The sequence below is a fragment of the Proteus appendicitidis genome (assembly GCF_030271835.1).
Classification (GTDB): Bacteria; Pseudomonadota; Gammaproteobacteria; order Enterobacterales; family Enterobacteriaceae; genus Proteus; species Proteus appendicitidis.
Genome location: NZ_CP127389.1, coordinates 613,620 through 634,428, shown reverse-complemented (window position 1 = coordinate 634,428; position 20,809 = coordinate 613,620). Strand labels below are relative to the sequence as shown.

Sequence of the window (20,809 nt, the reverse complement as noted above, 5' to 3'; positions counted from 1 at the left end):
TTATTATTTTTACAGCTCTTCCTGTTTTACTACTTACCCTTTTTACCCATTATTTTTTTCAGTTAATGGATTATCTGAAATACGATTATCTTCAGCAATACAGACGGTTGCAGTAAAGAGAACATCCGTTGATGAGTTCAGTGCAGTCTCTGCTGAATCTTGTAACACTCCAATCATCACGCCCACAGCAACCACTTGCATAGCGATATCATTGTTAATACCAAACATGCTACAAGCCAGCGGAATTAACAATAATGAACCACCCGCAACACCTGATGCACCACATGCACAAATTGCAGCAACAAGGCTTAGCAATAACGCAGTTGGAATATCGACTGGCATACCCAATGTATTTACTGCGGCTAATGTCAAAATAGTGATAGTAATTGCCGCGCCACCCATATTGATGGTCGCGCCTAATGGAATTGAAACAGAATAAGTATCTTCGTCTAAATTCATACGACGACACATTGCCATATTCACAGGAATATTTGCTGCGGAGCTACGTGTAAAGAAGGCAGTTACACCACTTTCACGCAGACATGCCCATACTAATGGATATGGATTACTGCGAATTTTCCAAAATACAATCAGTGGGTTCACAACTAAAGCAACAAACAACATACAGCCAATCAATACAACAAGAACTTGTAAGTAACCCGCTAAGACCTCAAAGCCTGTTGTTGCAATAGTTGATGACACTAAACCAAAAATACCGATAGGAGCTAAACGAATAACAACACGTACTAAATTTGTTACTGCGTCAGCTAAATCTTGCGTTAAGGCTTTAGTGGTATCACTTGCATGACGTAATGCTAAGCCAAGCCCGATAGACCACGCTAGAATGCCCATATAGTTACCATTGATAAGCGCATCAACAGGGTTTGCGACCACATTAATTAATACGCCTTTAAGAACTTCAGCAATATTTTCAGGTGGTGACAATTGTGATTCATTAACAACCAGTGTTAAAACTGATGGGAACATAAAGCTGGCAACAACTGCGGTTAATGCAGCAAAAAACGTTGCTAATAGATATAGAATTAATACAGGGCGAATATTCGATTTTTGCCCTTGACGGTGATTAGCAATCGAAGCCATAACCAGTACCCATACTAAGATAGGTGCTACAGCTTTCAGTGCGCTAATAAACAGGGTGCCTAATAGATTCATCATCTTGGCAGCTTCTGGCGCTAACCAAGCAAGTAAAATCCCTGCAACTAAACCAACGAGTATTTGTTTGACGAGGCTTCCCTTAAAGAACAGGCCGAAGACTCTGGATTGTTGTTTATCCATAGCTATTCCATTACTTAAAATAATATTTAAAAAAGGCATTCTTGAGTGTTTGCAATGCCAGTATAAGGAATTGAATCGCGCTGAAAAGCTGATTATGCAAAATATACAGCATTAACCGTTTTTGTTAACAATAAAATAACACAACTGTGATCATAAGAGGATTTTGTTCTTTTTAATATACCAATATAGAATGAAAGAAATTATTATTATCAGTGAGTTATACTTAACCATCTTACTTATTTTTTATTTTGTTTCTCTTCTTTTGCATTTTATTAATCAACTGACTGTCTTTTTTATTAACATTATCACTAACAATTATCCTTTCTAACCTTCCTTAATTTGGATAAAAAACACACAAAAAAGATGAGCGATATAAACAAGATAACGTTTTATTTTTATCAATTAATATTAAAAATTTATCTTTTATGAATGCTATAAAATAGAGAGCGACTCTCAGTATTATTCATCTTATTAAGTTTTTCTTTTTAAAAAGCACCTATTCTGAACTCAAAAAGAGATTAGATGTCTATTTTTCGAGATCCAATATCCATGTATAAGTAGTGTCGTCATCCAGTTAAAAAATTTTCTGTCTAGTTTTTCATGATTTTGTTAGAGTGTTGCTGTTTTAAACAATGAAAAATAGACCCTATGAAGTAGAAAACGGGTAAATAGATTACAACACCTATTGATTTTATATTTACCCCCAAATGACTCAGTTTTAGGAAGCCTTTTATATGGAAATCGTAAGAGAGCTATTCTTGGCGCTATGGCACCAAGATTACGAAACCTTAGCTAATCCTTCATTAATATGGATTATCTACATTTTATTATTCACCATACTATTCCTAGAAAACGGAGTATTGCCCGCAGCTTTCTTACCAGGAGATAGCTTATTAATTTTAGTGGGCGTGTTAATTGCTAAAGATACAATGGATTTTCCATTGACCTTACTTATTTTGACCGCTGGCGCGAGCCTAGGCTGTTGGTTGGGCTATCTTCAAGGGCGATGGCTTGGAAATACGAAATTAGTACGCAGTTGGCTATCGCATCTACCAGAACATTACCACCAACGTGCGCATGGGCTTTTTCATCGTCATGGCTTAGCCGCATTACTTATTGGTCGCTTTTTAGCATTCGTTAGAACATTGTTGCCAACAATTGCTGGCCTTGCTGGATTGAACAATACCCGCTTTCAAATTTTCAACTGGTTAAGTGGACTTTTATGGGTAGGTATTCTGACCACGCTGGGTTATTTATTAGGTAATAGCCCCCTATTTCGTCAATACGAACACCATTTAATGAATATTCTTATGCTATTACCTGTTTGCCTATTAGTTATAGGATTAATTGGTAGCATCTGGGTTGTCATTAAAAAGAAAAAGAAAGTGAGCTAACGCTGCATTTTCTAATAACATCAAGATATTCTGAATACAAAATAAAGTCATAAAACGCATACTAAAAGCCTGTTTCAGAGAACTGAACAGGCTTTTATTTTATGGATGATCTCTTCTTTTTTCATCGTAAGTAATACAATAAATATTCCCGTCTAATTAAGATTTTTCTCTTTTTTACCTGATTACATCAATATTTAATTTTATTAAGAGACAAAATTGGTCTATGGTTATAAGTATTAACCTGTCATTATTAAAGGAGTTGCCTATGTCTCATCAACGTTCCAATGAAGATCTGCGTAGTGAATTGAAATCTCTTGCTGATACTCTAGAAGAAGTACTGAACTCCTCTGCAGATAAATCTAAAGAAGAAATCCAAAGCTTACGCGCAAAAGCAGAATCAGCAATCAAAGGTTCTCGTGCAAAACTCAGTGATGCTGGTCGAGAAATTGTCGATAACACCAAGGAAATCGCTGGAAAAGCAGATAACTATGTTCGTGAAAATCCATGGACAGGTATCGGTATTGGTGCCGCAGTTGGTGTTGTTCTTGGTGTTCTGCTAGCTAAACGCTAATCACACCTATGAGTGATACACAAAGACCACAGGGCCCCGCATCCGGGGTTCTGAATTCTATCAGTAAGATTGGTGCTATTGTCATAGGCATGGTTGAAACACGCCTAAACTTGATTGCCGTTGAACTGGAAGAAGAAAAAACCACGCTTATCCAGCTTATTTTAATGGCGGGTGTTACTTTGTTGCTCACCGCTTTTGGCTTAATGAGTTTACTTGTTCTGATTTTTTGGGTTATTCCACCTGAATATCGAGTTTATGCTTTAGCCATCACAACCGCTACTTTACTTTTTTGTGCACTGATTGGTGCCATCATGACATTAAGAAAAGCGCGAAATTCCACCTTATTAGGCGATACTCGCCAGCAATTGGAATTAGATAAACGTCTTTTGGAGCAATATCATGATGAACAAACAAAATAAGCAGACGATCCTCGCAAGACGTAAAAAGCTGTTGTTGAATAAAATTCAGCAACAGCGTTCTGATTTAGGGCAAAGCACGCAAACTTGGCTTGATGTGACAGAGCCTTATGATAAAGCGTGGCGAATTTTAGTTTCTTTAAAACCCGCATTGTTAGTGGGCGCTAGTTTTATTTCTCTTTATAGCATCAAACACCCTAGAAAAATCATACAATTAGGGCAACGTGCCATCGGTGCAATTGGTTTAATTCGTACAATCCAAAAGTCCTTCAAAAAAACCTCAGATTGAACATCAATTTTTTTGTCTAAGAATGTTAATTCTTCTTAATATCCTCTTTGCTCAATTCACATTATTGTATATCTCACAACGTAGCCGTGGTTATTAAATCTAAAAATAGAAAAATAGCCGACGAAAATACAATACAAATCGATATACATTGCGAATAATAGAGTTGAATTAGGAATAAAGACCATGAAAAAATTTGAAGACATTGCATTATTAATTGCCCGTATTTTAATGCCTATTTTATTTATTAGTGCAGGCTACGGAAAAATTGGTGGCTACGAAGGAACACAGCAATATATGCAAGCAATGGGTGTTCCAGGTTTCTTATTGCCACTGACTATTTTATTAGAATTAGGCGGTGGATTAGCAATCTTATTTGGTTTCTTAACTCGCACAACAGCAATCTTTACTGCGGTATTTACTCTTCTAACCGCACTGCTGTTCCACAGCAATTTTGCTGAAGGCATGAACCAATTAATGTTTATGAAAAATATGACAATCGCTGGTGGATATTTATTACTGGTTATCACAGGTCCAGGTAAATGGAGCTTAGATCGTATTTTCAATAAAAATTGGTAATAACCCCTTTAGAAACAAAAAAGATCCTCTAGGGGATCTTTAAATCGATAAGAATCCCATGTTTTAAACATAGGGTTCTTTTTTTTTAACTGTATTTATATAAATTTTATTAATTTTCTTTCTGTTACCCCCACCCCATCCTCAAATTCACTCTATCAGTGATATTTTTGTCTTTATTTAAATGAATCTTCTGTGATGTGTGAAATTTTAGGTGCGGTTTTTTTCGTCATTGATGATAAAAATCGTAGCTTGCTTATTATTTTAAAAAGTATGTTATTTTTCCCTTACAAATCAAGGATGTTACAATTTGAAATAAAATACACATTTTGTTACATATTAAAAATTCATGTACATTAGACCTGACTGGCTTTAGCGAGATTTCGGACATTTACGAAAGAGAATAATATAAGTAAATACACTTATTTTAAGAAACGAAAGTAGTAAATACCGTATGAACAATTATTTTACGCTAAGTCACTTATCCTACGAGGATATAATGCTTGTTCGCCCCGCCCCTTCCTTTACTTCTTATTAAAAGTACTTAAGCTACTCTAATCAATTAAAGGCTCATTTATGGGCCTATTATTCAATAGATACTTTTTTAGGCTTATTTTTTTGTCTTTTTTATTGCGTGTTTGTCACAGTTAAATGGGAGCTTTTATGTCAACGAATGACGCTAACAATACCCCTAAACCCCGTTTGGTATTAGATGATCCGACATCATCACCCTCCTTTAAAATGGGGATGACATTCTCAGAACAACAAGCTCGCATTAAAAAATACAGCGAATTACTCGAAACGTTAGGTAAAGGATTACTGCACACGGGGTTAGTGTTTACTTGCCAAATTGGCGGCTTACCCGCAAGCACCTTTCAAGTCACCCAATTCGATTTAAACGAAGGGTTATCAGAACTTTTCACTCTGTCGATTCACGCGGTGAGCGAGCAAAACGACATCGATTTTTCCAATCAATTAGGCGTAGCTTCATCGTTAACGGTCAGTCGTGATGGTAAAACACTTCGCACTGTTCAAGGTTTGTTGGCAAGTGCCGAACAAGGCAATACCGATGGCGTTAAAACGTGGTATCAATTTGTTATTCGCCCAGAAATGTGGGTGATGACGCTGAACCAAGATAGCCGTATTTTCCAGAATAAAACGGTGCCACAAATTCTTCAGCAATTGCTGGATGAAGCCCATATCAAATATGACAACCAGTTTTATCAACCTGAACTGCATCAAACTCGTCGCTATATCACTCAAAAGCGCGAGTCTGCTTATGCATTTTGGTGTCGCCTAGCCTTTGAAGAGGGGATCAACTTTTGGTTTGAAGAAGGGCCAAAACTGTTTTATAGCGATAACCATTTAGGAATGACCGCGGGGATCACGCTAACCTATAACCCACAAGCAGAAACCGATATTACCGACACCACTGCCACCACATGGCGCTATACCGAACGTTTATGCAGTGATGTGCGCATCGATAAAGATTATAACCCTATGCGTCCTTCTTACCCGTTATCACAAGAAACAACGGGTGACGTTCATCAACAACATCCTGTTTTTGAGAGTTATGGACGTTTTCAAGAAGATGCCCATGCTCAACCATTGAATCAACTGCGCTATGAACAATCGCAAAACCATCGTCAAACCGGCTCGGCAAGCACCAACTGTTTTGCATTAATGCCGGGCAAAGTGTTTACCTTAACCAATCACCCGAGTGCGAGAATGAATTCGCGTTGGCAAGTGATCAGTGTTTCGCATCACGGTGTACAGCCCTCTGCGGATAACGGGGGCGGTGAAGGCACCCAGTTGAGCAATCACGTGACATTTATTCCTGGCACACAAGAATGGCGTCCACCTTTTCATTATAAACCTCTGGCAGATGGTGACGAGTTAGCGACCGTAGTAGGACCTGAAGGTGAAGAGATTTATACCGATGAACAAGGTGCGGTAAAAGTTTATTTTCACTGGGATAGACGCGGAAAGCCTGATCATAGTGGTTCGTGTTGGTTGCGCGTTGCACAAGGTTGGAATGGCGATGGCTACGGCTTTATGGCGATCCCGCGTATTGGGCAAGAAGTGATTGTTTCTTATTTAAATGGTGATATTGATAGACCGATTATTACGGGCTGTACTTATAACGGTCGCAATGCCCCACCACTAGATTTACCCAAAGATAAAACCCGAACCACTTTTCGTACAAAAACGCATAAAGGCACAGGATTTAATGAACTGCGATTTGAGGATGCCGGCGGACGCGAAGAAGTGTATTTACATGCGCAGCGGAATCAGAATACACATATTAATCACAATAAATTCCAATATATTGGCAATGATGAATCTCATGAGGTTGCGAATAATCGTAAACATGAGGTTTGTCATAATGAATTTATTCGTATAGTTAATGAGCAAACTCTTAACGTAGGTGCCAATCAATTCGAGCAAATTGGTAAAGATCGCATTACTCGGATTGATAATCATTGGAAAGAAGTGATCTATGCTAGTCATTTTCAAGAGGTAGGTGAAAATAAACAGTGTGATATACAAAATGATTATAAATTGACGGTTGCTGGTGGTATTCATTCCCATACAAAAATACACACGCTTCAAGCGAGTGATACCATGCTAATTAAAGGGAAATCAGGAAGTATTCAAATTGATGCCCAAGGTGTCACCATTACCGGAAATATAACGTTAAGAGGAAATGTTTCTATTACTGGAGGCGCTCCTGAAGTTGTGCCTTCATTAGAGTCTGCTGTAAATGAAGGACTACCGCTAGCAGAAGATTGTCGAGCAAAAGCGTTAAAACAGGATACGCCATAATGACTTCGACAATAAATAAAATCTATCAAAAGTATTGGATTGCGCAATGTCACTATATTCGAAATGGTGAAGAATTCTGTGGTTATATGACATTATTAGGGGAAAATGAAGATCAGGCTATCAGTGAAATGCGTCACTATTTTAGTCAATATAAAGAGCAATATAGTACCGCAGTATATGATGATATTGCCCCTGCAATAACGTTTATAAAAAGCAGTAATAAACTTGAATTATCTTTAATTCGTCAACTTCGTAAGCAAAATAGTGAACAAATAAACGCTATTCTTATTGATGAAAAAAACCTAACAAATCCACTTCCGTCAGAAAAAGGTGATATTTATTATCAAGCAGGCGCCCCTGAGTTTATCAATGGCTGTACATTATATTTAGTGATTGATAGTGGAGAATATTTACGACAAACAGGGCAATCACTCGTTCCTATGCTATATGGTTCTTGTTTACCTTGGCAGCCTCTTTATCAAGGAGAAACACAAACCAGTTTAGAGGATAATGCACCTTATCTAGTACAAATTTTATCTAATAAAGCAGGACAACGATTATTAAATGATTATATGTGTATGCCAAATAAAGGCACATTAGGATTATTTTTAAATAGTTCTAAACCATTTTTTGAATTACATCGTCAACTACGAAAGTTAACTTATTTATATAACCAAAAATTAAATACATGGAATTTTTTCCGTTTTTATGATGTGACTCATTTTATCCCTTTTATTGAGTCCTTAAAGGAAGGGCAACTTCTTAATGTTGTGAGTGGTATCAATGCATTCTATGGGTATAATAAAGAATATATTGATGGTATTAAAATTACATTTAATTCTCATTATTTAAGTCATGATGGAGTCAAGGAATCATTATTTATTAATGAGAAATTGTATAGATATTATTCAAATCTAACATTAATACAGAATATAGCGAAAGCAAAACAATTAATTATTCAATTTTCACCAGATGCAAATGATAATAATACGATTGAATTAGATAACTATTGCTTAAAATTAGCTAATCAAAGCTTTCTAGAAGATATCACACAGACACAAGCTATTTTATATACCTTATTGGCTCGTTATATTAGTGGAGATGATCTTCGAAAATGGGAAGAAGCGACTGAATACGCAATGCCTTATAAACATAACCAAGTTCTTTTTAGCTATCATCGCTATATATATTGTTCAGATAATCAAGGAGTGAACTCATGACGGAAAATAAAATTACAACAGAAACCGAAAAAACGACAAATACAGTTGATGTTGTTCAAAAAATAAATGAAATGAGTCCTCGTAATTTACAGGCAGACGCCGTTGTATGTCCATGTGAAGATGATCATAGAGCAGTATATCCGGTAAGGTATGCTTATTCGAATTTATATGGTAATGAAAATGCAAAGGCTGCATTACCACCATCTATAGAAACATTGCTTAATGCAAGTAGTGTTGATGAAAACCGAGGATTTTCAGCTCGTTTATTACGACAAGGCTGGATCTATATTTTTGAAGAAGGACAGTTTCCAACAAGAAATAATAAAACTGGCAATTTAGTTATTTTCGAACATCAAATAAATTATTCTTATAATGAAAAATTATATAATGATAGTGATGACAGTTCTGAAAGTTTATCTGCAAAAAAAAATGGGACAGCAGAAGAAAAGTTCATTAAGAATACTGTTTTTGTAGATGAAAAATCAGGTGAGTTAACTATTAGTGAAGATAAAAAACAATATCCTTATTTGGCAATAAAAAAAGATGTTATTAATGCATCTTTTTTATTTAGTGATATAGAGTTATCTCCTTATGTTTTAAAAAAGATTATAAAAAATAAAAAATATAGAAAATCTTTTATGCAATTCGTTAACTTAATAGCATTAGAAAAAAATGATTATTGTATTAAACCAACGGCAGATAATATTTCTGCACTTATCGAGGACTATAAAAATGAGGAGAAAAAATTTGAAGCATTTATTGATGAAGCTAAGAAAATAAAACGGGATCTACCGGGTGAATATTTTTCAGAAGTAACAGGAAATATAAGTGTTACGCAAAATTCGAAGAAGCTTGTTAATCAACTTCAGAAAACATTAGATGAAAATGAAAACGCTACTTTAGTAATTCTTTATGACCCCATTGGATATCAAAAAGATATATTATCATTTTATCTCTTTATTACCGGTATTTATACTTTATTTCAAGGGCATTGGAGTTATCCTAATACAGTAGGGACATTTATTAAAAAACTTGATGAACAAACAAAAAATAAAAGTATGTCTCCTGAAGCTGGAAAAGAGCTAAAAGAGATCCTAGATAAAAGTATAAAGTTTGATGCGTTGAATAAATATACAGCACAAATTGAAAGTTGTTATTTAGATTTTCAAAAAATTCAATTAGGTATTGTTAATCTCTACCAAGATTTTTTAACAGATCCTATGATAGCACCTAAAATAGGTGGAATTCAAAACTATGTAGATCATGTTTTTTTAATAAAAGAACAACTAGAGAAAAGCAATGTTTGGCATAGTGATTTTTTAAGAGATCTAGTTAGCTATTGTGAACTTCATTCTACATTATTACATCCATTGCATAGTTCAAAAGCAGGAAAAGAATTGCTTGATTTATTATATTCTTTCAAGCAAGACGATGATTTTTTAGCCGGCTTTGCAAAAGTGATATTTTATATCTTATCTCAAGACAAGGTTAGAGATAAAAGTAATGAGAAATTAATTGAAAAAATACTTCCTGTAGTAAAATCTGCTATTTTTATTTTTTGGGATTCATTAGGTTATGCGTTTACACATACTCATAATAAATTAAAGAATATTTCTGCTCATTCAAGAGGAATTAGTTTAAAAGGAGTGGATATAATCGCTAATAAGATCCTTCCTGCAATTTTATCTTACTTTGGTGTTTATGTAAGTTACACTAATTTTAGTGAAATGACTGGAGAGCAATTTAATAAATTGCTAAATAAGTTAAAACAACAATCTTCATTTTCAATAAACAATCAAAAAGTAATGGAAAAAATGTTTAACTGGAAAGAAAGAATCAAAGGAGCAGGTAACAATGTAGTAATAAATTTGCCAAGTTTTAAATGGATATCCGAAAATTTAAGTACAAGTAAGAATTCAAAGTTAAATAAAAACTCAAATTTTAGTTTTTATGATGTAAGCGCGACAACACTTATTGCAAAAGATGTTTTTTGGCTTGTCAGCGGGATTATAGGTTTGGCTACAGCTAAATATCCAACTGAATTTGAAAAAAGTAATCCATTAGCACTGGAAGCAAAAAATATATTTATATTACAAATAGGGTATAATTTATTTGCAAGTATACAAGCTTTTGTAGATATTCAAAATTCAATACAAAAATATGCAAGTCTTGTTATTAATCCTAGATATAGTACATTTTTAAATAAGGTTAAATTACCTGAAGTTAGTTCTCGATTTAGTAAATTAGCTTTAAATAGATTAACGCAAACAGTTATTATTCTAGGATTTGCACTTCCCTTATCTGAATCCTATTCAGCATATACAATTGGTAATGATGATTTAGCTTGGGCTAAAGTTACTGAAGCTTTTAGTTCATTAGCACTATCCTTAGGTATTTTGGCGTTAGGAACCGAAGTTGGTGTTGCAAATATTTATAACCCAATTGGTTGGGTTCTGATTATTGGTGGTATTTTAGGATTAATAGGTAGTTACATTTATAGTAAAAAATATGATTGGGGAGTATTGGAAAAATTATTACAAAATTGCTTTTGGGGAAGAGGCAGTCAATATATTGCTTATGGGAAAAAAGATAAAAATAGTAGAAGAAAAGATATAGACTATCAGTTAAAACTATACGCCAATAATTTTAGCAAAAATGAAATTTATTTTGAAGTGGAATTACAAGAGTTTTATAATATATTCTTTTCTCCTAAAGTTGAAATAGAAATAAAGAATATTACTTCTAATAACAAGGATTATGAAAAAAAAGTATCTTATAAATTTATATTGCCTAGTTTTAAACCTGGTGTTTCTGATATAGAATATAAATTAGTTGAAAATATATATCTTTCTAATGCAGATGACTATGATTCAGAGAAATATAATTTATCTAAGTATTATAAAGAACTTTCCTTTTTTATGGAGTTTGATTCAAGAAGATACTATTTATCAAATAATAAAAGATATAATGAGCTTTTTAAACAATCACTAGAAAAAGCAGTGGCTAGTTCTATAGAAAAAAACTGTTTTGATAAAGATGGAAACTTTATTGTTAATTTTGATTTTGAATATAAACAAGATATTTATAATCCAACAGAATCTATTCCATCAATTTTTTGGTATTATAAGATTGATGAAGGGAAAAACATTATCTCTCCAAGGAGATATAAAGATTTTGATCTTAACCAAGAATTAATTGGTTTTATTAATGATAAGGTGAATTAATGGCAAGTCTATTTAGTGGTACAAATAATCCTCATAAAATAAAAATGAATCTCTTTAAAGAAGATCAAGATGCTTACAATAAAAATATCAAATTAAAAGATTTTGATTTTTTAAATGAGTTAACTGAAGATAAATGTGAAATTGACTCACCTAATCGAAACCTTATTAAAAATATCGCAATTCCTATCTTTATCGTATTATTTTTTAGTTTTTTTTATCTGATCTATAATAAAGCTGAAAGTATTTACTACGGAAGAGAAGATTTTCAACAAATGGTGGTTATTTTTGAAAAGGATTACAAAAAAGAATATTCAAATCTTAGTGAAGGATGGAAAAAAACTTATGATAAAATTTATCCTTATTTTAATCGAGAGGTTACTTATTGGGATTACCTAACAGCATATTATTCTGGTGAATTTTATCAAGGAACGAAAAATGCCATCTATCTAGAGGTTGCATTATTTTCTATGCCACTAATTGGAATGATACTTATGGGGCTGATTATTTTTTATATGCCTTGGGTAGTTTTAAAAGTGGATAGAAAACGACAAATTCTTTATGTTTGGAATTCCAGACAGTTATTAGTAACGCGTTATCGTGATGCTGAATTTGGTTATGCGGGCACATTAATGTTCTTAAAACTTTATTGTCTTGATAAAAAAACAGGAAAATTAATAGAAGGCTATTTTAAACCTAATATTTCATACTCAACAGGTCTTTTAGTTAGTAGAACGGCTGAAAATAAGCATTTTGTGACTTTTATTAATACGTTTATGAAAGAAGGTCGAGATGCAATAAGTCAGACTAATTATAGTCGAAGAAAACCGTTATTTTGGTTTAATAAAAACCCACTCCCTACTGATTTTGAGCAACAATTAGAACGTACTTTAGTCGAAATCGATAAAGAAAAAGCTAAAAATATGTAGCACAATTCAAGGACGAAAAATTATCTTAAAAAATTACACCACCAATACAAAAAGAACCGTATTAAGCGGTTCTTTGTTGATGATAAATATAAAGAGATAGCCTAGATGGAACTAAAACACAAACTCAGTGATCATTGTGAATCACTATTACAAACAGAAACATCAAAAATGACTCAATATCAAGCTGGTGCGCTTGATTTTGTGGAAAAAATAGATAATTTACGATTAGTCATACGTCATGCTTTTTCTAATGGCAGGACTATGTTAGCGATCCCTTTTGTTATCGGTTTACTTTGGGCTTTCAGCTATGGCATTAAAACAATTTATATTGATCCTTGGAAAAATACAGAATCTATTTTTCTTAGAATATTAGAGAAAAAAGATAACAAAAATAACATAGTTATATTACCTCAGCATAGGGATAATGATGAACTAGAAAAAAAGTATATTCAAAATGGGAGACTTTCTTTTTTAAATTATTGGGATTATTATTACTATAGTAACTCATTTATAAGAGAAAAAAGTATTCTCTTAGATTTATTTTTATTATTAACTCCATTATTATGTTCATTACCAATGATCTATTTTGGATTTATTGCAAGAAATCGACCTTATCTAATATGTGACCGAGAAAAACAATTATTTTATACTTGGGATATGAAAATGAATGTTTATGTTGCTAAATATTCTCAAATCAATTTTTCAGATATTAAACCGACATTAGCACTTATTTTATATCGCGTTGATGAAAATCAAAAATTAATAGAACATAAATATTATCCCAACTTAACGATGTTTAGTTTTTTAGGCGGCGGAAGCAGCAATGATAAAGCATGGGGATTAGGGTATATTACCAAATATTTATTTTATGGATTAGCACCTTTGATTGAAGGTAAGTATACAAGAAAAAAATATTCTATTTTTAGAGAAGCACCTATTCCTAAAGATCTCGATAAACAAATAGAACAACAAGTTCTTCTGGTTGATAACGCATTACCCCCCTGTAAAGAAATCGAAAATAAATTATCGGAAGCAATTAAGCGTTCCATTTAGATTTTTTAATTAAGTTTGATGTTAATAATTTATAAAAGGATATATAAACATGCGTAGCACAATTCAAGGACGAAAAATCATCTTAAAAAATGACACCACCAATACAAAAGGAACCGTATTAAGCGGTTCTTTATTAGCGAAGCAACTTTATGAAATAGCTTGCCTTGGTGATGAAGTCTATTGCCCCGCTTGTCAGCAAAAAGGCAAAATTGTTGAAGGCGATGTCATGATGAAAATAAACAATATCCCCGTCGCATTAGAAGGGCATAAAGTGCAATGCGGTTGTTTGAATGGCTGTGTATTAGTGGCGATGGAGTGATCTGTTTTTAATTAGGCGGAAGCTTCCGCCTAATGTTAGGATCTATATTTTTATCGATATCTAAAATAGAAAAATTATCTACAAAAACTATTTTTTATTGTTCGCAAAAAGTTTAGGTATTTCACGTAAGCACCATGATTTGGCTTCACCCATACTATCTCTTCGCCATGCCATAATAATATTATTTTCATGGTGATATTCAGGGCCAACAACACGTAAACGCCCTTCTTTAATATCATCTTCAATTAAATCAATTGGCATCGTCGCCACACCTAAACCGGCAATTAAAGCACGACGTTTATCTTCAATAGAACTGACCGTTAAACGACGCTGTTTATCTAATAGCAGTACAGTTAAAACTGGGCGTTCTCTTGCGGTATCTGCAATGGCAATACCTCGATATTTTAAGCGAGTTTCTTCTGCTAATGGCTCAGGTTCATTATGGATGGGGTGATCTGGGCTGGCGACATAAACGCTAGTGGTATTGTATAAAGGGCGAAAGTTGATTTCTGATGAAGTGCGAAAATGCATATCAGGTGAAATCACAATATCACACTTACCGCTTTCTAAGCTTTCCCAAGCACCTGCTAAGACTTCTGTCACTAAAGAGAGTTGGGTATTGGATTTTTCAGCTAATTTATCAACCAAAGGAAAGAGTCTAGATGCAGGAGTGAGCGCTTCACAAACAATGGTGATATGAGGCTCCCAGCCTCTTGCTAAGGCTTCTGCATCTGACGTTAATTTGTCAGCAGCCTCAAGTAATATGCGTCCTCTATCAAGCAGCATTCTGCCGACATTGGTAAATTTAGTTCTATGGCCAGAGCGGTCAAAAAGGACAACATCTAAATCTTCTTCTAATTTTTGCATGGTATAACTGAGTGCCGATGGAACTCGATTTAGTTCATCAGCCGCAGCTGCAAAACTCCCTCTACGATCAATGGCATCCATGACTCGTAAAGATTCCAACGTAATTGCTTTGTCTTTACTCATTATACTTATCTCTATCAAATAATTTGATTATAGGCACCAGATTAACTTGCTAACAATAGACAGTCCATACCTCTATGATAAATATATTGATAATCTACTCGAAAAATACCGCTATGATAAAATACAGAACAGCACAACAATGTGGTAAAGCGGATTATGGTTGGCTACAAGCTCGCTACACATTTTCCTTTGGCCACTACTTTGACCCTCATTTTTTAGACTATGGCACGCTAAGAGTTCTCAACCAAGAAGTGCTTGCCCCAAATTCTGAATTTAAAGCAAAGACTTATCCTCATGTTGATGTGGTTAACTTGATCCTTCAAGGAGAAGCGACATACCTTGATAATATGGGACGTACAGTGACGGCAAAAGAAAATGAGTGCTTACTTATTTCACCGCATAATACTGATACATATATAGAGAGAAACAGCAGCCCTGATACACCGTTAACCCGTATTCAGTTGTGGCTAAATGCGTGTCCACAACAAGAAAGCTTAGCTTCACAAAAATTGGCTTTAGATGAAAACTTAAAATATCAATTGTTAGCTTCACCTACCGGTGATGATGGCTCATTAATGTTAAGGCAAACAATTTGGCTTTATCATATTCATTTGCAAGCAGGCGATGAAATTACACTGCCAATAAAAGGTCAAAAAGGCTTTTTACAATCCATAAAAGGTGGTACCTGTTTGCAAACATCAACACAAGAAAATGGGCAAATTCAGTGTGGTGATGGGGCTTTTATCCAAGATAGCCACAGTATCACGTTAAAAAGCTCGGCTGAGTTTCGTGGCTTGTTTATTGATATTATTTCGTGACAGTTGATTTAGATTGGTTTAAAAACAGAAAACCCTCGAAACACAATGTGAATCGAGGGTTTTTTATGAGGTGAGTTGACCGTTAAGCCGGGTTCTGTCGTGGACAACCATTCATCTAGGCCAGAACTTGCGCGCTGGCTCCAGCAACCTACCCGGGTTCAATGCGGGCCGCACCATAAGAACCCCTATTTGGTCTTGCTCCGGGTGGAGTTTACCATGCCACAAACTGTTACCAGTTGCGCGGTGCGCTCTTACCGCACCCTTTCACCCTTACCTGATCCTGTAAACAGGCCATCGGCGGTTTACTCTCTGCTGCACTTGTCGTAGGCTCGCGCCTCCCAGACGTTATCTGGCACCCTGCCCTGTGGAGCCCGGACTTTCCTCCCCTCTATCCGTCTCCCCCGAAGGGACAACGATAAAGCAGCGGTTGTCTAGTCAACTCAGGGTGCGGATTATAGGGATTTTGGTAGAAAATGTATAGCAAAAGAAGCTAAAAAATCACTTTACTCACCTGAAGCTTCACCATTTTGCTCAATGACATGTTTATAGAGTGCGTTTTTCTTCACGCCATAAATCTCAGCGGTGACTGCAGCCGCTTTTTTTAGTGGTAGCTCTTTTTGTAAAATCGCCAGTGTCCGTAATATTTCTGGAGAAAAATCATCATCAACAGGTTTTTCATAACCTTCAACAATTAATACCATTTCACCTTTACGACGGTTTTCATCTTCAAGTACCCATTTAAGTAACTCACCAACAGGCATCCCTTGAATAGTTTCCCACGTTTTTGTTAACTCTCTCGCTAATACTACGTAGCGATCTTCACCCCAAACTGTCACCATATCAGCTAAACTATCTAACAGCCGATGTGTTGATTCATAAAAAATCAATGTACGAGGCTCTTCTGATAATGCGCGTAAACAATCTTGACGACTTTTTGTTTTTGCTGGTAAAAAGCCTTCATAACAAAAACGATCAGAAGGAAGCCCTGCCGCAGAAAGTGCCGTAATAGCAGCACAAGCGCCGGGTAATGGCACAACATTAATGCCATTCTTACGACATTGATTGACTAAATGATAGCCAGGATCGTTAATTAATGGTGTACCTGCATCAGAGACTAATGCGATACTTAGCCCCTGTTGTAATTTGCTGATTAATTGATCCGCTTTTTGCTGTTCATTATGATCATGTAACGCATACAAACGTGCGTTAATAGCAAAGTGCTGTAATAGAAGCCCTGTATGACGGGTATCTTCTGCAGCAATTAAATCGACATGAGACAGCACATCAAGTGCCCGCTGGGTGATATCGCCCAGATTACCAATAGGTGTGGGTACTATGTACAGTGTGGATGTCGTTACCGCTGCTCGATTAGGTTGATTCATTGTTTATTCCGAATGACCGATTTAAAATTGAGCATAATTATAAAACATCACTGGGTACAGTATGCTTTCCTCAATTTTTGTGCGTTTTAAAACAGGTTTATCCTATACTGCGATACTCTCTGCGCTGATTATGTCAGGTTGTACCCTGACGGGGCAACAAGAACAACCTCTCACTCCAGCTGCAAAAGCAGAAATAGAGATGAAACAATTTCAAAAAGTGATTGATGACGCTCAAGGGCTAGCATCTTTAGATGTTATTAGAGCCTATATTGGGTTAGAAACATTAATTACTGATCCTCAGCTACATCAGAAAAATATTGATGAGACATGGCTCACGCTAACCAAACTCACACCAGAGCAACGCCGTGGCGTTGTTATCAAAGCAGATGAAAATACCCTGCAAGGTTGGTTAGATTTACTGAATACTTATGAATACAACAAAGATGATGCTGATAAGTTATCAACAGCAGTTAGAGAATGGCAGACTCGCTATCCTCGTAATCCGGCTGCATTAACCCTTCCTGCATCATTATTACGTCTATCACAACCTTCTGTGAGTACAAGTAGCCAAATCGCATTATTATTACCTTTAACAGGGCAAGCGAAAGTCTTTGGTGAAGCTATTCGCCAAGGTTTCCTTGATGCACAAAGTGGCTTACCGCAACCTCAAGCTATGCCAGCGCCACAAGCGCCTAAAAATGACGATAGCCTTGCGTCAATTTTAGAAGAATTGGGCATCAATAATACAGAAACACCAGCAACAGATACGGCAAAAGAAACAACCGAAAATACGCAAGCGACTCAAGATCAAGAAAAAGATAGCTCAACATTTTCTGGTGATACAACATTACGCTTAGATCCTGTTGCACAAAACTCTCGCCAAGTGATTGTTTATGATACCAATAGCCAATCTATCGATAGTTTACTGAAAAAAGTACAGCAAGACGGCGCTAACTTAATTGTTGGTCCACTGCTAAAACCTGAAGTCATGAAGACGATAGAGCTTCAAAGTGGTTTGCCTGTATTAGCACTTAATGAGTTAGATAATATCCCTTCTGCAACCACAGTGTGCTTCTTCTCGCTTTCACCAGAAGATGAAACACGTAATGCGGCACAACATTTACGTCAGCAACAAAAATCAAACCCATTAATTATTGTTCCTGATAATAAATTTGGCCAAAGAATGGCTCAAACATTTGCTGATGAATGGCAAAGTACGGGTGGTGGCACCGTTTTACAACAAACGTTTAGTTCTGTTGATAGCTTAAAAGCCTCTATTAACCGTGGTGTGGGTATTCGTATGACAGGTACGCCTGTTTTACCAACAGCTAATGCACCTTTACCATTAGAGACGCAATCTATTCCCTCTGCAGGTGGTGCCATTGATTCGGTTTACATCATTGCAACTAGCGATGAATTAACCTTAATTAAGCCAATGATTGATATGGCAATCAGTACCCAAAAACGTCCACCAATTTATGTTAGTTCTCGTAGTAACCAAGGTGGAACAGGTCCTGATTTCCGTATGGAGATGGAGGGTATTCAATTTAGTGATATTCCATTGATGACTGGCGCTAATTTGCCGTTAATGCAAAAAGCATCAAGCAAATTTGCGAACGATTACTCATTAATGCGTCTTTATGCCATGGGAATTGATGCATGGTCATTAGCAAACAATTACAATGATCTGACAAAAGGCACATTACGTTTTAATGGTATTTCAGGTTCATTGCGTGTTGAAAACAACTGTACTGTTTATAGAGAACTTCCTTGGATGCAGTTTAAACAAGGTAAAATTGAACCTGTTGTACAGTAATATATATATTTAGTTATCATTAAAATAAACCGCCATAAAGGCGGTTTATTTTATGAGTGAGATAAAGAAGGAAATCATGGATGATTTTTTCTAAAAGCCCTTATTTTTTAGGGCTATACTATGAACAAAAAGCGCTAAAATATTTACGCCAACAAGGATTAATATTGATTGAGCGTAATGTCCGATATCCCTGCGGAGAAATTGATCTTATTATGCAGGAAAAGAAGACATGGGTATTTGTTGAGGTTCGTTTTAGACGCAATATCTTATTTGGTGATGCAATAAGCTCTATTACGACCGCAAAACGGCGTCGTTTATGGCGGACAGCAAAATGTTGGTTAGCACAACGCCAAGAAAGTATCGAGACTTCAGACTGTCGTTTCGATATTTGTGCATTTAATCAACGCCAGTTAATATGGTTAAAAAACATTCTCGATTATACGGAATTTATTCGTTAAATTAGATTATATAGGTCTTAACGTGCTTGATAGAATCAAAGTCTGCTTTACAGAGAGTATTCAAACTCAAATTGCAGCAGCAGAAGCATTACCAGATGCCATTTCCAGAGCCGCCATGATGATGGTTCAATCTTTGTTAAACGGCCATAAAATATTAAGCTGTGGAAACGGTAGCTCAGCAGCAACAGCACAGCGATTTGCCGCAAGCATGATCCATCGTTTTGAAACTGAGCGCCCAAGCTTGCCTGCATTATCGTTAAACACAGATAGCGTTGTGATGACTGCAATTATGGGGAATCAGCAGCACGATGAAATCTATGCAAAACAAGTGCGTGCATTAGGCCAAGCTGGAGATGTGCTACTTGCTATCTCAACGCATGGTAACAGCAGAAGTATTATTAAAGCCGTTGAAGCTGCTGTTACACGAGATATGACCATTGTTGCATTAACAGGTTATGATGGCGGAGAGCTTGCCGGATTATTAGGTCCTCAAGACGTTGAAATTCGTATTCCATCTCAACGCACCGTCAGAATACAGGAAGTTCAGATGCTAACAGTCAATTGTCTCTGTGATTTGATTGATAATACATTATTCCCACATCAGGATGACTAAGGAGTTACTATGAAATTGCTTCCTATCACTGCAGTGTTGTGTTCTGCACTTTTACTGCAAGGTTGTATCGGCGCAGCTGTTGTCGGCACGGCCGCAGTTGCGGGTAAAACTGCAACCGATCCTCGCTCATTAGGGCAACAAGTTGACGATGGTACCTTGGAAGCGCGTGTTTCTGGTGCTCTAAACAAAAACGAACAAATCAAGAAAAGCAATTCACGTATTGTCGCTACCGCTTATCAAGGCAATATACTGTTAACGGGTCAAAGCCCTGATATGTCTGTTGCGAATACAGCAAAACAAGTCGCAAGTCAGGTTGAAGGGGTAAATAACGTCTACAACGAAGTGCGCCAAGGCGAGCCTGTGACATTAGGCACAGCATCTTCAGATACATGGCTAACAACCAAAGTTCGCTCTCAAATTTTAGGCAGTGATTCAGTAAAATCCTCATCTGTAAAAGTGATCACTGAAAATGGTGAAGTGTTCTTATTTGGTATTTTAACTCGCCAAGAAGGGGCTGCTGTTGCAAAAATTGCCAGCGAAACCAAAGGGGTAGTAAAAGTAACCACCGCATTTACTTACCTTAACTGATCCCATTGCTAATCTCGTTTTTAGATTATCCTGCCAG

At 35.9% G+C, this 20,809-nt stretch carries 19 protein-coding genes and 1 other RNA gene; 16 read left to right on the top strand and 4 right to left on the bottom strand.

Going from position 1 to position 20,809, the window contains the following annotated elements:
* Positions 1–42: 42 nt before the first annotated feature.
* A complete protein-coding gene (gene sstT / locus QQS39_RS03075; protein ID WP_285805363.1) occupies positions 43–1,296 on the bottom strand; it encodes a serine/threonine transporter SstT in 1,254 nt (417 codons plus the stop codon).
* Between the two features lie 734 nt (positions 1,297–2,030).
* On the opposite strand from sstT, the gene QQS39_RS03070 reads away from it, so the two are divergent.
* The 11 genes from QQS39_RS03070 to QQS39_RS03020 all read left to right on the top strand — a co-directional run bounded on the left by QQS39_RS03070 (position 2,031) and on the right by QQS39_RS03020 (position 14,107).
* Positions 2,031–2,690: a DedA family protein gene (locus QQS39_RS03070; RefSeq protein ID WP_151434226.1), complete on the top strand. Its 660-nt coding sequence runs from the start codon at positions 2,031–2,033 to the stop codon at positions 2,688–2,690.
* 265 nt (positions 2,691–2,955) lie between these two features.
* Positions 2,956–3,261, top strand: coding sequence for an ElaB/YgaM/YqjD family protein (locus QQS39_RS03065; RefSeq protein ID WP_151434225.1), 306 nt, complete (start codon positions 2,956–2,958; stop codon positions 3,259–3,261).
* Between the two features lie 8 nt (positions 3,262–3,269).
* On the top strand, positions 3,270–3,680 hold the full coding sequence (locus QQS39_RS03060) for a phage holin family protein (RefSeq protein WP_151434224.1): 411 nt from the start codon (positions 3,270–3,272) through the stop codon (positions 3,678–3,680).
* Positions 3,661–3,966: a YqjK-like family protein gene (locus QQS39_RS03055; protein ID WP_265576147.1), complete on the top strand. Its 306-nt coding sequence runs from the start codon at positions 3,661–3,663 to the stop codon at positions 3,964–3,966. Before QQS39_RS03060 ends, QQS39_RS03055 begins: the two co-directional genes overlap by 20 nt.
* A 183-nt stretch (positions 3,967–4,149) precedes the next feature.
* Positions 4,150–4,542, top strand: coding sequence for a DoxX family protein (locus QQS39_RS03050; protein WP_023580968.1), 393 nt, complete (start codon positions 4,150–4,152; stop codon positions 4,540–4,542).
* A gap of 660 nt (positions 4,543–5,202) precedes the next feature.
* On the top strand, positions 5,203–7,365 hold the full coding sequence (locus QQS39_RS03045) for a type VI secretion system Vgr family protein (protein WP_285805362.1): 2,163 nt from the start codon (positions 5,203–5,205) through the stop codon (positions 7,363–7,365).
* Positions 7,365–8,585 (top strand): DUF4123 domain-containing protein, encoded by a 1,221-nt coding sequence (locus QQS39_RS03040; protein ID WP_196736156.1) that lies wholly within the window; start codon positions 7,365–7,367, stop codon positions 8,583–8,585. Before QQS39_RS03045 ends, QQS39_RS03040 begins: the two co-directional genes overlap by 1 nt.
* Complete coding sequence (locus tag QQS39_RS03035; protein ID WP_285805361.1) at positions 8,582–11,809, top strand: toxin VasX; 3,228 nt, start codon at positions 8,582–8,584, stop codon at positions 11,807–11,809. Before QQS39_RS03040 ends, QQS39_RS03035 begins: the two co-directional genes overlap by 4 nt.
* Positions 11,809–12,735 (top strand): hypothetical protein, encoded by a 927-nt coding sequence (locus QQS39_RS03030; protein ID WP_285805360.1) that lies wholly within the window; start codon positions 11,809–11,811, stop codon positions 12,733–12,735. The genes QQS39_RS03035 and QQS39_RS03030 overlap by 1 nt, the downstream gene beginning before the upstream one ends.
* 105 nt (positions 12,736–12,840) lie before the next feature.
* Positions 12,841–13,788, top strand: a complete 948-nt coding sequence (locus tag QQS39_RS03025) for a hypothetical protein (RefSeq protein WP_285805359.1) — start codon at positions 12,841–12,843, stop codon at positions 13,786–13,788.
* 49 nt (positions 13,789–13,837) lie between these two features.
* Complete coding sequence (locus tag QQS39_RS03020) at positions 13,838–14,107, top strand: PAAR domain-containing protein (protein ID WP_151434215.1); 270 nt, start codon at positions 13,838–13,840, stop codon at positions 14,105–14,107.
* Positions 14,108–14,194: 87 nt separating this feature from the next.
* On the opposite strand, the gene QQS39_RS03015 is transcribed toward QQS39_RS03020, so the two are convergent.
* A complete protein-coding gene (locus QQS39_RS03015) occupies positions 14,195–15,097 on the bottom strand; it encodes a LysR family transcriptional regulator (RefSeq protein WP_023582840.1) in 903 nt (300 codons plus the stop codon).
* A gap of 113 nt (positions 15,098–15,210) precedes the next feature.
* Between QQS39_RS03015 and QQS39_RS03010 the strand changes: the two genes are divergently transcribed.
* Positions 15,211–15,915: a pirin family protein gene (locus QQS39_RS03010; RefSeq protein WP_285805358.1), complete on the top strand. Its 705-nt coding sequence runs from the start codon at positions 15,211–15,213 to the stop codon at positions 15,913–15,915.
* A 67-nt stretch (positions 15,916–15,982) separates the two neighbouring features.
* On the opposite strand, the gene rnpB is transcribed toward QQS39_RS03010, so the two are convergent.
* Together rnpB and rsmI are read right to left on the bottom strand one after the other, a co-directional pair.
* Positions 15,983–16,358, bottom strand: an RNA gene (rnpB, locus tag QQS39_RS03005) — RNase P RNA component class A.
* Positions 16,359–16,418: 60 nt separating this feature from the next.
* Positions 16,419–17,297 (bottom strand): 16S rRNA (cytidine(1402)-2'-O)-methyltransferase, encoded by an 879-nt coding sequence (gene rsmI, locus QQS39_RS03000; RefSeq protein WP_151434213.1) that lies wholly within the window; start codon positions 17,295–17,297, stop codon positions 16,419–16,421.
* A gap of 61 nt (positions 17,298–17,358) precedes the next feature.
* On the opposite strand from rsmI, the gene QQS39_RS02995 reads away from it, so the two are divergent.
* From QQS39_RS02995 to dolP, 4 genes are all read left to right on the top strand, one after another.
* Positions 17,359–19,113 carry a penicillin-binding protein activator gene (locus QQS39_RS02995; RefSeq protein ID WP_285805357.1) on the top strand — a complete coding sequence of 585 codons (1,755 nt, stop codon included), beginning with the start codon at positions 17,359–17,361 and terminating at the stop codon, positions 19,111–19,113.
* 80 nt (positions 19,114–19,193) lie between these two features.
* Positions 19,194–19,571 carry a YraN family protein gene (locus tag QQS39_RS02990; protein WP_196736149.1) on the top strand — a complete coding sequence of 126 codons (378 nt, stop codon included), beginning with the start codon at positions 19,194–19,196 and terminating at the stop codon, positions 19,569–19,571.
* A 22-nt stretch (positions 19,572–19,593) separates the two neighbouring features.
* A complete protein-coding gene (diaA, locus tag QQS39_RS02985; RefSeq protein WP_004245257.1) occupies positions 19,594–20,184 on the top strand; it encodes a DnaA initiator-associating protein DiaA in 591 nt (196 codons plus the stop codon).
* 9 nt (positions 20,185–20,193) lie between these two features.
* A complete protein-coding gene (gene dolP / locus QQS39_RS02980; protein ID WP_023582845.1) occupies positions 20,194–20,772 on the top strand; it encodes a division/outer membrane stress-associated lipid-binding lipoprotein in 579 nt (192 codons plus the stop codon).
* Positions 20,773–20,809 lie beyond the last annotated feature (37 nt).

Coding starts and splice junctions, on each gene's coding strand:
- QQS39_RS03050 (WP_023580968.1), top strand. CDS start 4,150: ATGAAAAAATTTGAAGACATTGCATTATTAATTGCCCGTATTTTAATG.
- QQS39_RS03065 (WP_151434225.1), top strand. CDS start 2,956: ATGTCTCATCAACGTTCCAATGAAGATCTGCGTAGTGAATTGAAATCT.
- QQS39_RS02990 (WP_196736149.1), top strand. CDS start 19,194: ATGATTTTTTCTAAAAGCCCTTATTTTTTAGGGCTATACTATGAACAA.
- QQS39_RS03060 (WP_151434224.1), top strand. CDS start 3,270: ATGAGTGATACACAAAGACCACAGGGCCCCGCATCCGGGGTTCTGAAT.
- rsmI (WP_151434213.1), bottom strand. CDS start 17,297: ATGAATCAACCTAATCGAGCAGCGGTAACGACATCCACACTGTACATA.
- sstT (WP_285805363.1), bottom strand. CDS start 1,296: ATGGATAAACAACAATCCAGAGTCTTCGGCCTGTTCTTTAAGGGAAGC.
- QQS39_RS03055 (WP_265576147.1), top strand. CDS start 3,661: ATGATGAACAAACAAAATAAGCAGACGATCCTCGCAAGACGTAAAAAG.
- dolP (WP_023582845.1), top strand. CDS start 20,194: ATGAAATTGCTTCCTATCACTGCAGTGTTGTGTTCTGCACTTTTACTG.
- QQS39_RS03045 (WP_285805362.1), top strand. CDS start 5,203: ATGTCAACGAATGACGCTAACAATACCCCTAAACCCCGTTTGGTATTA.
- QQS39_RS03040 (WP_196736156.1), top strand. CDS start 7,365: ATGACTTCGACAATAAATAAAATCTATCAAAAGTATTGGATTGCGCAA.
- QQS39_RS03035 (WP_285805361.1), top strand. CDS start 8,582: ATGACGGAAAATAAAATTACAACAGAAACCGAAAAAACGACAAATACA.
- QQS39_RS02995 (WP_285805357.1), top strand. CDS start 17,359: ATGCTTTCCTCAATTTTTGTGCGTTTTAAAACAGGTTTATCCTATACT.
- QQS39_RS03020 (WP_151434215.1), top strand. CDS start 13,838: ATGCGTAGCACAATTCAAGGACGAAAAATCATCTTAAAAAATGACACC.
- QQS39_RS03070 (WP_151434226.1), top strand. CDS start 2,031: ATGGAAATCGTAAGAGAGCTATTCTTGGCGCTATGGCACCAAGATTAC.
- QQS39_RS03030 (WP_285805360.1), top strand. CDS start 11,809: ATGGCAAGTCTATTTAGTGGTACAAATAATCCTCATAAAATAAAAATG.
- QQS39_RS03015 (WP_023582840.1), bottom strand. CDS start 15,097: ATGAGTAAAGACAAAGCAATTACGTTGGAATCTTTACGAGTCATGGAT.
- QQS39_RS03010 (WP_285805358.1), top strand. CDS start 15,211: ATGATAAAATACAGAACAGCACAACAATGTGGTAAAGCGGATTATGGT.
- QQS39_RS03025 (WP_285805359.1), top strand. CDS start 12,841: ATGGAACTAAAACACAAACTCAGTGATCATTGTGAATCACTATTACAA.